This window comes from Thalassospira profundimaris (assembly GCF_003326755.1).
Classification (GTDB): Bacteria; Pseudomonadota; Alphaproteobacteria; order Rhodospirillales; family Thalassospiraceae; genus Thalassospira; species Thalassospira profundimaris_B.
Map to the genome: position 1 here is coordinate 40,491 of NZ_JPWH01000011.1, position 14,819 is coordinate 55,309.

Genomic DNA, 14,819 nt, shown 5'->3' on the forward strand with positions numbered 1-14,819 from the left:
GGCAGGTCAGTTAGGCGCGGACATCGCCAAGTTTATTGATCATGTCGCGCTGACGCTGGTTTTCATTTTCAATGGTGCGGGTGACGGACTGATAGGTGCGCAAAACATCGATCATATCCACCATCGCCTTGATGGGATTGACGTTGGATTTCTCAAGCGATCCCTGGATCACACCGGGATTTTCAACTTCCTGGGGCTGCTGGTCGGTATTGTAAAGCGATGATCCTTCGGGTTTGAGCTGTTGGGCATTGTCAAAGGTTGATACCGCCAGCTTGCCGATCTGGCCGACATCGGTGGACACCGTGCCATCCCCGGCAATTGTCACCCTTGTATCGGCCTGGCCGAAAAACAGCGGCTGTCCGGCGTCGCTCAAGACCGGGTATCCTTCGGACGAGACAAGCTGCCCGCCAGGATCCAGCGAAAAGTTGCCATTGCGCGTATAGCGCACGCCATTTGGCGTATCGATTGAAAAATACATGTCGGGTTTGGTCAGGGCGACGTCAAAATCCCGTTCGGTGCGCTCGATATTGCCCACCGTCGTGTCGCGATATTGGCCAATATCCTGGACCAGCGCAATTTTCCGTTCACCGCGAAACGGCGCATCCTTGTTGGCGGCCATCCAGTCAGTGAACATCATGTTCTGCTGTTTGTAGCCCGTGGTATCCATATTCGCCAGGTTCTGCGTGATGGTGTCCATCTTGCTGCGCAGAACACGCTGGCGCGACAGGGCAATATAGGATGTATTTTCCATCTGGCTCTTATCCCGGTTACAGGCAAAATTTTCTGCCAGTTTGAATGCGAATGCCGTGCCAGAAATTATAAATATCTGAAAATTAAACAAAAAATATGATGTGGTAAAAAATGCCGGGCCTTTTCCTTTGCTTTGGGGCGGCAAGAAACGCCCGGGCGGTGGCGGGGTGTGCCCCGGTTTTGGCAACCTTTTTGCCGCTTTGCAGGTAAATTACTGGTATTGCGCCATTTTGATCCCAAATGTTAAAGGGACGTTTGATGCCGCTATGTTTAACAGTATGGAAAAGCTGGCATCACAAGGGTCGGGCAGGTGTTGTCGATTGGCAACGCAGCCTTTATGATAGGCAACGGAATTTTAAGGTTGCCGGGGTATTTCTGTCAGGCTGGTGCTTTCTTGACGAAACCGGCCAGACAGGGTTGGGCTGTGTGATGCAGGCAGGACGGGCTGATGGGTGACGACGTCGATGAAGTTGAAGGCGAAGAAGGTGGTGGCAAGCGCGGCAGTAAAAAGCTGCTGATTGTGATCATCCTGCTGGTTCTGCTGTTAATTGGCGGGGCGGCGGCGGCCTATTTTACCGGTCTTTTGCAGCCGGTGATTGATATGGTAACAGGTGGCAGCAGCCAGACCACCGAAGAAACGGCATCGGACAATTCGATTGAACAGGCACCGGGCGTGCCCGAAAATGTCGGGTTTGTTGATTTGCCGGAAATTCTGGTCAATCTGAATGCCGGGGCAGGCAAGCAGAGCTACCTTAAAATTCGGGTCAGCCTTGAAGTGGCCGATCAGAAGATGGTGCCGGAAGTTGAACAGATGATGCCGCGCATTGTGGATAATTTTCAGGTTTATCTGCGCGAATTGCGCCCGGAAGATCTTGCCGGGTCCGAGGGCATGTTCCGCCTGCGCGAAGAATTGCTGATCCGGGTCAGTGCGGCGGCAAAGCCCGCGAAAATTAACGACGTCCTATTTAAGGAAATGCTGGTACAATAGGGTTTCGTACCGGTTGATGTGCCAAGAGAGCCTGGGATAAGCGCCAATGGCCGATGAAGACGATGATGATGCACTTGCCGCCGAATGGGAAGCCATGGCAGGCGGTGGCGAGGATGGAGACGGCGGCGATGATATGGCCGCCGAATGGGAATCCATGCTTGGCGACGATGGCGGCGAGGAAGAAGACCTTGTCGGCCCCGGTTCGGCGCGCGTGCTCAACCAGGATGAAATCGACAGCCTGCTGGGTTTTGACGATGGCAGTGGCTCGGGCGACCAGTCCGGTATTCAGGCGATCATCAATTCCTCGATGGTGGCCTATGAACGTCTGCCGATGCTCGAAGTGGTCTTTGACCGCCTCGTGCGCATGATGTCCACCTCGTTGCGTAACTTTACCTCGGACAACGTCGAAGTCTCGCTTGATAATATCCTGTCGCTGCGTTTTGGCGATTATCTCAATTCCATTCCCTTGCCCGCCATGCTGGGTGTTTTCAAGGCCGAGGAATGGGATAACTATGGCCTGTTAACCGTTGATTCCGCCTTGATCTATTCGATCGTGGACGTGTTGCTGGGGGGGCGTCGCGGCACGGCGGCCATGCGGATTGAAGGCCGCCCCTATACGACAATTGAACGCAACCTGGTTGAACGCATGATCCATGTGGTTCTGGGCGACCTTTCTGCCGCGTTTGACCCGTTAAGCCCGGTTAATTTCCGCTTTGAACGCCTGGAAACCAACCCGCGCTTTGCCACCATTGCCCGCCATGCCAACGCCGCCATTGTCGCCAAATTGCGCATTGATATGGAAGATCGCGGCGGGCGGCTGGAGCTTTTGATCCCCTATGCCACCCTGGAGCCGGTGCGTGAATTGCTGCTCCAGATGTTCATGGGGGAAAAATTTGGTCGGGACTCGATCTGGGAAAACCACCTTGCCAACGAGTTGTGGCAGACGCATGTTAATTTGCTCGCCGTTTTGGACGAGCAGGTCATGTCATTGGGGGATGTGATCAATCTGGAGGTGGGCAACCGGATGTTGCTTAATACCGGGCCGACATCGCCGGTGGAAGTCCGGTGTGGCGATGTGGCGCTGTTTCGGGGCCTGATGGGGCGCAAAGGGGACCGTATCGCCATTCAGGTACGTGAACGGGCGCGCAAGAACAAGGAGGAAACCAGCTGATGGATTTCGAGTTTTATCTCGATCTCCTGATGATTGTTCTGTTGGTAGCGACAATCATCTATGCGCTGATGCTTAATCGCAGGCTTGCTGCCTTTCGCCGCAATCGCGAAGAAATGGAGCAGTTCCTCTCGGCATTTCATGCCGCGACCGAACGGGCCGAAATCCTGATTCAGTCTTTGAAGGATATGGCCTCGCAAAGCGGGGATGCGTTGCGCGAGGATATCGAGCGGGCCAGTGGCCTGCATGAAGATCTTTCCTTTATGGTGGACCGGGGCGATGCCATTGCCAATCGCCTGGAAAAGGCGGCCAGCAGTGCCAATGCCGCCCGCAAGGGATCGGTCGCACCGGAAGCCGGTTATAGTGGCAATGCGTCAACGTCCGGCGCAAAGACCGCGCCCGATGACCGTGATGACCGCGTCGGTATTGAAACCCGGGCTGAGGAACTTGCCGCCCGCTTGGTGCGCGATACCGAAATGAAAAGCGGCCGCAATGCTTATGATAGTGGAAATGGCCGCAATACCGGCAGTGATGAACGCGGGGGGACACCGCCATCGCGCGAGGATCGCCGGGCCAATATTCTTGATGATGATGATGCCGACGAAGATGCCGGCCGTTCTGAAGCGGAGCGTGAATTGCTCGCGGCCTTGCGCTCTGTCCGATAAGACGGGGCCATGCGGGCAGATCCGGCATTTGCCGGATGTTGTTTTGGGGAACCGGGTGGGGACTTGGGATACTGCCATACCATATTTGCCGGGCTCGTTTGGTCCTTTGGGCTTGTTCCGGTGCCTGTTGTGACCCATGTCTAATGGGATGGGGCTGTCTTTTTGCGGGCAGTGTGGAAACGTGGTTGTCGGACCGTGCCATTTGTCGTGGTTGTGGTGCATGCAATACTGTCGGGTGAGTGATTGAATGTCTTCTTTGCGTATTTTGCCCTTGCTGATTTTGGTCTCGGGGATCGTGTTGTCCGTCAAGGTTGCGGATGTGGTTTCGATCTGGCGTGATGGCGGGGATGTGAAAGAAGCTGCTGTCAGCATGGTGCAGGCCGCGCGTGCCCAGGACAATTCTGGCGATGCGCCAGCAAATGCCGGCCAGCCGGGCCTTGATACCCCGGTCGGTGAAGAGGATGCGGCAGCCGCCAGCAACGAGGAACCCCCTGCCGGTGAGACTGGCACGGAAACCCCGGAGGCCCCGCCCGGTTTTGGCGGTGATCCCACCCTGTTTACCCAGGAAGAAATTGATCTTTTGCAAAATCTGTCGGCGCGCCGGGCGGAACTGGACCGGCGCGAACAGCGCCTGGATCAGCGCGAAAGCCTGATTACCGCTGCCGAAGCCCGGATTGACAGTAAAATTGCCGAAATGAAGCGGTTGCAGGATTCAATTTCGCAACTGGTGGAAAAGAAAGACAAGAAAGACGAAGACCGGATTAAAAAGCTGATTTCGGTTTATGAAAAAATGAAACCGAAGGATGCGGCCCGGATCTGGAATGATCTGGATATGAATATTCTGCTCCAGGTGGCCCAGGGAATGCGCGAAGCCAACACGGCGGCCGTGCTGGCGGAAATGTCGCCCGATCGCGCGCGCGCCCTGACAACCGAGCTGGCCTATAAACGCGATTTGAGCACCCTGCCTGTGACAAATCAGTAAGATGGTGTTGCGTGTTCCGGTGTCCGCTTTTTACCCGTCTGTTTCTTTTTTACCCTTTGGAAACAGGAAAAAAGTGAAAAACAGGCATCCTGTTTGGGGGAAGGTTCTTGATTCCAGGAACGATAACGCCCAATCTAACAAAGTGAAAAGCCTTGATTAACCTTAATTAAATAGGTAAATCACAAATATAATGTTCCTTACCGAAGCTGGGTTTTCCAGATTGACAGCATCATGGAGTGGTAAATGTCCGTCGATCCCAATATGCCAATTCTGATTGTCGATGATTACAAAACCATGTTGCGTATCATCCGTAATCTTTTGCGTCAGTTGAACTTCACCAATATCGAAGAGGCAACCGACGGCAGCATGGCGCTGCGTAAACTGCGCGAGAAACCGTTCAGTCTGGTTATTTCGGACTGGAACATGGAGCCGATGACCGGTCTTCAGTTGCTCAAGGAAGTGCGCGCCGATGCAAAACTGAAGGATCTTCCCTTCATCATGATCACAGCCGAAGCCAAGACCGAAAACGTTGTCATGGCGAAAAAGGCCGGTGTATCGAATTACATCGTCAAACCGTTCAACGCCGAAACCCTCAAGGGTAAGCTGACCACGGTTCTTGGTGATTTCTAAGTCAGAAAAGGGGCACGGGGCATTTTGTCCCGTGATACCGCCGTGGATGATAGACAGTTACGTGATCTGCTAACGCAGCTCAAAAAGCGTCTCGAAAAAGGCGACCTCAAGATCGAGGAGGTTTCCGGGCTTGTTGAAAGCCTGGCGAAATACCTTCCGGCTGACGCTAAAACCACCAGCCAGGATGAAAAACGCCTGTTTGGTGAGCTTGACGAGCTTTCCAACATCATCCGCAAGATGAAATCGGAAATTGCCTCGCTGCGTCCCGATGACATCAAGGCGGAATATATCCCCAATGCCACCGACGAGCTTGATGCCATTGTCGATGCCACCGCCGGGGCAACCCATGAAATTCTCGATGCGATGGATTCGCTAGAGGAATTTGCCGCCTCCCTGCCACCCGAGCAGGCTGAAGTTGTAACGAACGCCACCATGCGGGTGTATGAAGCCTGTAATTTCCAGGATATTACCGGGCAGCGCACAACCAAGGTGATCAAGGCGCTCAAGGCGATTGAAGAACGGGTCGAAGGGCTTGTGACCGCATTTGGTGCGGAAATTGCCCGCTATGCCGAGGCCCATCCACGCAAGGCCAAGGACGAGCGCAAGGGCGATGACGCCCTGCTCAATGGTCCGCAGCTTGAAGGCAAGGGTGTGTCGCAGGCCGATATCGACGCGATGTTTAATTGACCCTTTGGGCGAAATGATGAACGGGTATGGCAGAAGCAGAAGATGATGCCCCACAACGCGCAAGTGACTCAAGCGGTGGTACCACATCGTTGTTTTTGTCGCTGTATCTTCTGCTGCTGGCTTTTTTCATCCTGTTAAATACCATCTCGACTTATGAAGAGGTCAAGGCCCGGAAGGTGCAGCAAAGTCTGTCTTCCGCCTTTGCCTCCATTCTGCCGCCAACCACCAGCCTTGATACGGTGACATCGGTGGATGGCCCGCGCATTGCCGCCGAGGAAACCCAGCAAAAACTTGGTGAACTGTTCAAGTCTCCGTTAAATATTGCGCGGGTTGAAGTGCTTCAGCCGGGCAAGCTGCTGGAGGTGATGATGCACACCGACCAGCTTTTTGAACCGGGAAAAGACACCCTTCGCGAACGCCAGCGCGGTTTTATCGCCAATCTGGCGGCTGCCCTTGCCAATACGCGCGGCGGGGCACAATATGAAATGGAAATGATGCTGGGCAGCAATTTGGGCAAACATGGTACCGTGCCGGTCGAGGGCAGCCTTGAAATTGCCCGTGCCGGGGCGTTTGCGCGTGCCGTGATTGCCGCTGGTGCGCCTGCCCGCACCATAGATGTGGGCATTGACCCCAGCGCCGATCCGTTTGTGGTCACTTTCCGGTTTTTCTGGGATCAAACCGCCGAGGCAAAGGCGGCTGCCGAACGTGCGGCACAGGCCAAACGCGCCATGCAAATGACCGTTCCGCTGCCTGCCTTGCCCAAAAACAATGTTGGTGGTGCGTCTGTGACAATTCCCCTGCCAATGGCCTCGCCTGGTGTGGCGCCTGATGCGTCCGGCAGCCCGGCATCTGCGCCGGCCACAGCCGGAGGTGCCGGCGGATGATGGACGAACCCAAAAAGGAAGAGCCGAAAGGGCCGCCGGTCTGGATGTTGAGCCTGGCCGACCTGATCTCGCTGCTGCTGACCTTTTTTGTCATGCTCTTTGCGATGTCGAGTGTGAAAGTGGACCGCTGGGACGAGGTGGTGGACAGCCTGTCGCAATCCATTCGGCCCGACCCGGTCGAGCCGACCGACGAACCGACATCACAAATGAATATTCCCCGGGTCTATCGCAAACCGGCGATGAACCTTGATTATTTAAGCTCGGTGATCGAAGGGGCCATTCGCAAGGACCCGATCCTGCAACATGCGCGCCTGAAACATTCCGCCGACAAGCTGGTGATTTCCCTGCCGGGCGATGTGATGTTTGTGCCGGGCAGTGAAAAGCTGGCACAACCCGCCCGCCAGGCCCTGTTTTTGTTAGGCGGTGTATTGGCCAATATTGGCAACCGTGTCGGGGTTCAGGGCCATACCGACCCCCGCCCGGTCAGCGGGGAGGGGCGTTATCCCTCGAATTGGGAACTGTCCCTTGCCCGTGCCGCCGAAGTCGCAAATGAATTAAAAAGTTCCGGTTATCTGGATTACATAAATATTTACGGATTTGCGGCATCAAGATACGACGACCTGCCGCGGACCGATGATCAAACCAGGCGCTATGAAATGGCGCGTCGTGTAGACATTGTCATTGAACCCCACGGCGGGAGTGGTGTCGGAGGTTCATAGGGATGCGATTTGGGTTTAAGCGACTGTTGCTGGCTGTTGCCGTCGCGACTGCCGGTATGGTGGTCGCAACGCAAACGGTGCCGGTTGCCTATGCCCAGTCTGCCAGCCCGGTGATTATCCGTTCCGGCAATCATGATGGTTACGGGCGGATTGTCATTCAGTGGGACCGTAAAACCGACTACAGCGCCGAAATCATCGGCAATCAGCTTGTGGTCCGGTTTAACCAGCCCTTTGTGGCCTCGCTAAGCGGTGTTGTTGATCCGATCAGCGATTATGTCTCCGACGCCTTTTTCGATCCTGATGGCCGCACCGTCGCCTTTGTTTTGCGCGATGATTTTGACGTGCGGTCTTTTAATGTCGGCAATAATGTGGTGCTCGACATTCTTGACAAAAAGGAACCGGAACCGGCCCCGCAACCCGCTGCCGAACCTGCGCCGTCCCCGTCGCCGTCTTCATCCCCGTCTTCGTCCCCGTCCGAACAATCAGCGACAGGGGCAAATAATGCGCCGACTAATCCGGGTGCCAATCCGCGCGCGGCGCCATCGGGTAGTGGGGCGGGAACACCGGGTGGCAATTTGCCACCTCCGGCAAGTAAACCATCCCAACCGACGCCGCCTTCGCGTCCGAATGGCGCACCCTCAACCGCACCGTCATCTGCGCAACCGTCACAATCGTCCTCTCAACCGGTATCACCTGCACCATCACCGGCAAATGGTACGCCCACCCCGACGGGAGCCGCCACAACGGATGCCAGCGGGCAGAATGTGCCGGCGCTGGAAATTCGTGTCGGGCGGCATCCGACTTTTTACCGCCTGGTGTTTGACTGGCCGAAAAACGTCAATTACACGGTGTCGGGACCGGACGGGCAAAGTAGTATCGTGTTCGATAGCCCGGCAAAAATTGATGATGTGGCAACATCGCGCCGCCTGCCACGGGGTGTGACCCTGAGTCAAACCGGCACAACACCGCTTTCGGTGCAAATCGCCACCGACCCGGCACGCAGCCTGCGGCATTTCCGCTCGGGCACCAAAGTCGTGGTTGATATCATGGGGGTAAATGGTTCTCCCCAGGGGGATGAAAGCCCGTCTTCATCACGCCAGGCATCATCTGCGGCGAATAATGCCGTTTCGCAGCCCATTACGCCGCCCAACGCGCCGCCTGCCGGGGCATCATCTGGTGCGACACCAGCAAAACCGGCGGAAAATGCCACAAATGGTACCACAAGCGGCCCTCGAAAACTGGGGCCGCCCGCAAGCCGTACCGCGCAACAGGGGGCCTCGGCCGCCAATGGTGATCAGGAAGGCCAGGCCCCTGCGGTGGAAAGTATCGGCAAAATTGTGGTCGGGGTGACGCAGGATGCGGCAAAGCTGGAATTGACCTTTCCTTTTGGCCGACCGACCGGCGCGGCGATTTGGAACCGGGCCGGGTTTTTGTGGCTGGCCTTTGATACCCGCGCCGAACTGGATCTAAGCCGGGTGCGCCGTGAAGCCAACCAGGTGATTGGCGTGATCGAACAGCTTGATAACCCGCAAGGTACGCTGGTGCGCATGACCATTCCGGACGGGGTAGGTTTGATAACCCGCCAGGATGATACGGGCGGCTGGGTCGTGACGATGGAAGCCGGGCAGTTGCAACCGGTCGAACGGCTTGGCCCCACCATCGAGCTTGATAACGATACCAAGGCGCGCCTGGCCGTTCCACTGACCGGGGTGCGTGACACCATGACGGTTCAGGACCCTGAAGTCGGCGATATGCTGCGGGTTGTTCCGACAACCCAGCCAGGCTATGGCATTGAAAGTGCCCTGCATTACCCCGAATTTGATGTTTTGCCGTCTTTTCAGGGGGTGGTGGTGGCCCCGGTCAATAACCGGGTCAAGGTTTCGCACCGCACCGGGGCGGAAAATACCGGGCAAATCAATGATCCATCCGCCCCGTCCACGCGCAGTGAAGCGGTCGTGGTCACGGCCGATGACGGGCTGAATATTTCGCCTGAAGGGGCGAGGTTGCTGGCATCGGCAACCGGGGTGCGCGCACGTACCGGCGATGATGCCGATGCAGGCCGTATTTTTGACCTCGATACCTGGCGCCGGGGCGGGCTGGATCGTTATAACCAGGCGTTGCCCGCCCTGTTGCGCGAAGTGGTCAATAGTGGGGATGAACATCGCAACAAGGCCCGGCTTGATATGGCCCGCTATTATGTCGCCAATGGCCTGGGGCCCGAGGCCAATGCCATGATCGAAATGATGGAACATGACGATCCGCTGATTGGTCAGAAATCGGAATTTCGTGCCTTAAAGGGGGCGGCCAAGTTCCTGAACGGGCAATATGAAGAAGCCGACCGCCTTTTGAATGACCCGCGTTTTGGTGATTTGACGGAAGTAAAACTGTGGCGGGCAGTGAATAATGCCGCCCGCGGCCGCCCCAATGAAGGCGCACGCGATTTGATGGATTCCATTCATCTGCTGGATAAATATCCGCCGGAACTGTTGATGCGTTTGGGGCCGATCGCGGCCGAGCAGGCGCTTTTGGTGCGCAATCCCAAGGCGGGGATGGAGGTCATTCAAAAAATTCTGCAAACGCCGGAAGCACCGACAAACAAGATCCTGGATGTGGAATATCTGAAAGGGCTGTTTGAACAGGAAGCCGGGCAGTTTGACGAAGCAATTGCCACCTGGGACAAAGTCGCCAATGGCGATAACCGCAAGGCGCGTGCCCACGCGATTTTTGACCGCACCGAACTGCTGTTGAAATTAAAGCGGCTGACAATTGATGATGCGATTGACCAGCTCGACAAGCTGCGCTTTGCCTGGCGCGGCGATGATTTTGAACTGGCGGTGTTGCGCCGGTTGGGCAATTTGCAAATCGAGGCCAAACATTACCGTGACGGTTTGAAAACCCTGCGCCAGGCAGCCATTTTCTTCCCCGACAGTCCGGTAACACCGGCCATAACCGAGAAAATGCACAAAACGTTCGAGGATTTGTATCTCGGTGACGAGATCAACAATATCTCGGCGATCAAGGCGGTTGCGCTCTATGATGAATTTCGCGAACTGACCCCGGCGGGCGAAAAGGGCGACGAGTTGATCCGTCGTCTGGCCGATCGCATGGTCAGTGTCGAACTGTTTGGCCGGGCGGAGGATCTGTTGCGCCATCAGATTGATTTCCGCCTGACCGGCCACGAAAAGGCCCGGGTGGCGGCGCGCCTGGCGCTGGTTTATCTGCTGGATAACAAACCGAAACAGGCCCTTGAGGTTCTTGATTCCAGCGACAGCCCGGAACTTGGCGATGATCTGGTCCGCCAGCGCCTGCATTTGCGCGCCCGCGCCCTGCTTGATACGGATCAGGGTGAGGAGGCGATGAAACTTCTGGCCGATGACATGTCGAAAGAGGCCGAATTTTTGCGCATTGAATATTACCGAAAACAGAAAAACTATGGCGCAATGGCGGACAGTTTCCAGCGTCTGGTTGGCAGTGATCCGGCCAATATCGTCGATGGCTTTAGCGATCAGCGTGCGCAATATGTGTTGAACTGGGCAATTAACCTGGCAATGGCCGGGCGCGAACGTGAACTTGATATGGTCAAGCGCCGCTATGGCGGGCTGATGGCACAGGGACCTTATGCCAAGGGGTTTGATCTGATCACTTCTTCGCCCACACGGGGCCTGATCGATTATCGCTCCATCGGTAACGAGATCAAGGAAGTGGAGGATTTCAAGGGATTCCTCGACAATTACCGTGATCAACTGGAAAAAACCCAGTTGAGTGCCATCAATTAGACACGCTTTTGGGGCTTGTGCGGCAGATAAAATATGCTTCGCTGTGTCGGTCGTCACAGCCGGGTAACGTGATTGTCATGTATAAGGTCGATGATGACAGGTCTCGTTGGATAAATGATTCCGGGGTGATACACAGTAAAAATGCCGTGTTTCGGTCGGGATCGCCGTCAGGCCTGATACTAAGGGTTGTGTTTTTTCAGCGCGAAGCTACCCAGACGTATTATGCGTAAGAATAGTCAGTTGCGCTTTGCAAATATTTGTCTATTCTTTTTTCGGGTAACTTCTGGTGTGTGAGGACTAGGGGCAGATGGATCGCGCACTTAAAATGGTTTATTACGACGAGCAGGATGTTGAACATGACATCTTTGCCCAGTTGAATCTTGCCCTGAAAAATTTCCGTGGCATCGGGATGCCGCGTGATGAATCCGCCACCCGCCGCATTCTTGACCAGATCCACCGCCAAAGCCGGGCATTTGCCGCTGTCTGTTATGGTTTCATGCGCAGCAAGGGCATTGGTGTCAGCCGGGATTCCGGCGAAGGGCAGCAATGGTACCGCGAGGCGGCCTACTGGTTCCGTGAAGAGGCTGAAACCGGCGAAGGCACATCGGCCAACAATCTTGGCTATCTGTATGCCAAGGGCCTTGGTGTGCCCGAAAACCCCGATATGGCGGCTGACTGGTTCCGTGATGCGGCTGATCGCGGTTCTCCGGTTGCGACCTATAATCTTGGTGTCTGCTATTTGAATGGCTGGGGTGTGGAGCAGGATGACAGCAAGGCTGTCGAGCTTCTTCAGGCGGCCTGTGACAAAAACGATGTCGCGGCGGCCAGTGTTCTGGCCTATCTCTATCTTGAAGGGCGCGGTGTCAAGCGCGACCCGGCCAAATCCTTTGAATTCAATTTGCGTGCGGCGCGCGCTGGCAGTGTCGAGGCGGCATCCGCCCTTGGCTATGCCTTTGGTGTGGGCCTGGGCGCGGAACGTGATATTGATGCCTCGATCAGCTGGTTTGAACTTGCCGCCAGCGAGGGTGATGCCTACGCCCAGGCCAATCTTGCCATGTATTTCTGCCACAGCCCGGAACTGAAACTGTTTAACCGTGGCTGGCAAATGCTCAAGATGGCCTGTGACCAGGGTGATGTTTCAGCCAAATATCAGATGACGCAAATTCTTATTTTTGGCGTCAAACATCGCGAACCCGATTACAGCAAGGCGCTGGATCTGGCGATGGATTTGGCCGAGCTCAGCCATCCTGGCGGTTATCACCTGATCGGCGTGATGTATGAACATGGCCTTGGTGTGCCTGTTGATATGAAACGCGCTGCAAGCTGGTATGAACGTGCCGCCCGCAAGGGGTCGGCCAATGGTCAGTCGGCGTTGGGGCGTCTTTATGCCATCGGTAATGGCGTGGATCAGGATAATATCCAGGCCTATTACTGGCTAAAAATGGCGGCACCGGCGGTGAATACCCATGCCTATCGCGAATTCGAGGCCGTCCGTGCCCGCATGAGCAAGGATGAAATCCAGCGTGCCGACCAGCTTTTTGCCAAAGATCCGGTCCCGCGCCGCGCCCAGGTTGGGTTACGCACCATAAATTGATGGTGGCTCGCAGCCCGGCTGATTTTTGTCGTTATGAAAAATCTATCCAATCTATGTGCCTCTGCCGGTAATGCCGTGCAGGGGCATTTTCATGTTCATGCCATGACGTTTAACGGGGATGAGCGATGTTTCAGGACGCATCGTCTGAGCGTTTGTTTGACCGGCGATAAAGAAAATGCGCGCCATAATAGAGTAGCAGCGATAACACCACCTCGATAGCAAGGCGCATATAGACAACACTTGATAGCCGATCTTCATTGTCTGGAATGGTCCACTGCGCCAGTGAGGGGGAAAAGAACATGATTTGGAATGCGTGAAAATCCACGATACCCAATATTACGGCGATCAATGCTGTGGTCTTCGGCGGACAAAGCGGTTTGCGAAGCAGCAGATTCGCCAGGACAAATATCAAAACCGGAATCGCCAGGGCAATGCCCGGGAACGCGGTTAACGCCCACATCATCATAAACCGGTCTGAAAATTCGATCGAAATATCAGAGATGGCTTATTTCTCCTGCGTGTTTTTCTGAACGCGGGCCTGACAGCACGGACCCTAACCGCCGCCAAAACTTTGCACCAGCGACCCGGAAATAAGATACCAGCCATCCACCAGCACGAAAAAGATCAGTTTGAAGGGCAGCGAGATCACGACGGGGGGCAGCATCATCATGCCCATCGACATCAGGATACTCGCCACCACCATGTCGATGATCAGGAACGGAATGAACAGCAAAAAGCCGATTTCAAAGGCGCGGCGCAATTCGCTGATCATGAAAGCCGGGATCAGGGCGCGCAGCGGGATATCATCCGGGTTGCTGACGGTCACTTTTGCCATATTGACGAAAAGTTCCAGGTCGCGGTCGCGAACCTGGGTCATCATGAAATCATGTACCGGTTTGATGGCGCGGTTCATGCCTTCAAATTCGTCAATATCGCCATTGATCATGGGTTGAAGCCCCTCATCCCAGGACCGTTCCATTGTCGGCATCATGATGAACAGGGTCAAAAACAGTGCCAGGCTGACCATGACCTGGTTGGGCGGGGATTGCTGAATGCCTAGGGCGGTCCGCAACAGGCCCAGAACCACAATGATGCGGGTAAAGGATGTCACCATCACCAGAATGGCAGGTGCCAGACTAAGGACCGTAATCAGCCCGATCAACTGGATCATCCGGCCTGTCGAGGTCACGCCGGGACCATCGCCAAGGTCCAGATTAAAGGACTGTGCATGGGCCACATCGCCGCCCACCAGCACCGCCATCAGGGGCAGCAGCGACCAGAGTGCGGCAATTTTCAAAACCCGCATTTTTTTGCCGCGTTTTGGCGTCTCGTCCTCATGGTCTGCATCGCCGGTTTGGGGCGCGCGCGGGATCCGGGCTTGCGCGTTTTTGTGTTGCGCGGTGGGGCGAAAAAACATCATGACATCACATTCCGGTCATTGCGGGCCGTCCGGGGTTCGGTATCGGGGGCGCTTTCGGCCAGGCTGTCGGCCGTGTTTTCGGCGCTTTCAGCGGTGGGCTTGTCGCCCAGAAGCTGCTCGAACGTGGTGCCGATATTGCGTTCCACCACCACATCGCCATTGGGCGAAAGCACGATCAGATGTTCGGTATCATCGCGCCGGACCAGCACAAGCCGCCTTTTGGCATCCAGCGGCAATACCTCGATCAGGGCGAGGCGGCGTTTTTTGCCGCGATTGACCGTGCGGGCCCCGGGCACCAGGCGGCGCGCCAAAAGCGCAATCACGCCAATCATGCCCAGTACAAAGACCAGTGCGGCAACAAACCGGAAATACGACCCCATATCCATCGCTGGCTGATTGTCCCCTGTGTTTGAAACGGGCGGTCCCGCACGACGGCACCTGTCATCCTTGTGGATTATCCCACAGATGGCAAGGGTGCAAGCATCAACCCCGATTGGGGCAGGTTACATCTTTGCCCGGTCGGGACAAAACAGACCCGGTCAAACCAGGCCAGTCA

General features: G+C 55.7%; 14 protein-coding genes. 10 read left to right on the plus strand and 4 right to left on the minus strand.

Features of this window, described 5'->3' with window-relative positions; all coding sequences use genetic code 11:
• Positions 1-10 precede the first annotated feature (10 nt).
• Positions 11-751 carry a flagellar basal-body rod protein FlgF gene (flgF, locus tag TH25_RS13770; protein ID WP_114089084.1) on the minus strand — a complete coding sequence of 247 codons (741 nt, stop codon included), beginning with the start codon at positions 749-751 and terminating at the stop codon, positions 11-13.
• A gap of 447 nt (positions 752-1,198) precedes the next feature.
• Here flgF and TH25_RS13780 point away from each other — a divergent pair, with 447 nt between their 5' ends.
• From TH25_RS13780 to TH25_RS13825, 10 genes are all read left to right on the plus strand, one after another.
• Positions 1,199-1,738, plus strand: a complete 540-nt coding sequence (locus TH25_RS13780) for a flagellar basal body-associated FliL family protein (protein WP_114089004.1) — start codon at positions 1,199-1,201, stop codon at positions 1,736-1,738.
• Positions 1,739-1,784: 46 nt separating this feature from the next.
• Positions 1,785-2,909: a flagellar motor switch protein FliM gene (gene fliM / locus TH25_RS13785; protein WP_114089005.1), complete on the plus strand. Its 1,125-nt coding sequence runs from the start codon at positions 1,785-1,787 to the stop codon at positions 2,907-2,909.
• A complete protein-coding gene (locus TH25_RS13790) occupies positions 2,909-3,571 on the plus strand; it encodes a DUF6468 domain-containing protein (RefSeq protein ID WP_114089006.1) in 663 nt (220 codons plus the stop codon). Before fliM ends, TH25_RS13790 begins: the two co-directional genes overlap by 1 nt.
• A gap of 247 nt (positions 3,572-3,818) precedes the next feature.
• Positions 3,819-4,553, plus strand: a complete 735-nt coding sequence (locus tag TH25_RS13795; RefSeq protein WP_114089007.1) for a MotE family protein — start codon at positions 3,819-3,821, stop codon at positions 4,551-4,553.
• Between the two features lie 243 nt (positions 4,554-4,796).
• Positions 4,797-5,183, plus strand: a complete 387-nt coding sequence (locus TH25_RS13800) for a response regulator (protein WP_085580778.1) — start codon at positions 4,797-4,799, stop codon at positions 5,181-5,183.
• A 24-nt stretch (positions 5,184-5,207) separates the two neighbouring features.
• Positions 5,208-5,870, plus strand: a complete 663-nt coding sequence (locus TH25_RS13805) for a protein phosphatase CheZ (protein WP_114089008.1) — start codon at positions 5,208-5,210, stop codon at positions 5,868-5,870.
• A 26-nt stretch (positions 5,871-5,896) separates the two neighbouring features.
• A complete protein-coding gene (locus TH25_RS13810; protein WP_181847612.1) occupies positions 5,897-6,754 on the plus strand; it encodes a hypothetical protein in 858 nt (285 codons plus the stop codon).
• Positions 6,751-7,473 (plus strand): OmpA/MotB family protein, encoded by a 723-nt coding sequence (locus tag TH25_RS13815; protein WP_258549153.1) that lies wholly within the window; start codon positions 6,751-6,753, stop codon positions 7,471-7,473. The genes TH25_RS13810 and TH25_RS13815 overlap by 4 nt, the downstream gene beginning before the upstream one ends.
• A gap of 2 nt (positions 7,474-7,475) precedes the next feature.
• Positions 7,476-11,249: a tetratricopeptide repeat protein gene (locus TH25_RS24930; protein ID WP_181847614.1), complete on the plus strand. Its 3,774-nt coding sequence runs from the start codon at positions 7,476-7,478 to the stop codon at positions 11,247-11,249.
• Positions 11,250-11,556: 307 nt separating this feature from the next.
• Positions 11,557-12,843 carry a tetratricopeptide repeat protein gene (locus TH25_RS13825; protein ID WP_114089009.1) on the plus strand — a complete coding sequence of 429 codons (1,287 nt, stop codon included), beginning with the start codon at positions 11,557-11,559 and terminating at the stop codon, positions 12,841-12,843.
• A gap of 130 nt (positions 12,844-12,973) precedes the next feature.
• Here TH25_RS13825 and TH25_RS13830 read toward each other — a convergent pair whose 3' ends face one another.
• From TH25_RS13830 to TH25_RS13840, 3 genes are all read right to left on the minus strand, one after another.
• Complete coding sequence (locus tag TH25_RS13830; protein ID WP_147253022.1) at positions 12,974-13,309, minus strand: hypothetical protein; 336 nt, start codon at positions 13,307-13,309, stop codon at positions 12,974-12,976.
• An 87-nt stretch (positions 13,310-13,396) separates the two neighbouring features.
• Complete coding sequence (fliP, locus tag TH25_RS13835) at positions 13,397-14,149, minus strand: flagellar type III secretion system pore protein FliP (RefSeq protein ID WP_114089086.1); 753 nt, start codon at positions 14,147-14,149, stop codon at positions 13,397-13,399.
• 110 nt (positions 14,150-14,259) lie between these two features.
• The gene (locus TH25_RS13840) at positions 14,260-14,649 is read right to left on the minus strand and encodes a FliO/MopB family protein (RefSeq protein ID WP_114089011.1); all 390 of its coding nucleotides are present in this window, start codon (positions 14,647-14,649) and stop codon (positions 14,260-14,262) included.
• Positions 14,650-14,819 lie beyond the last annotated feature (170 nt).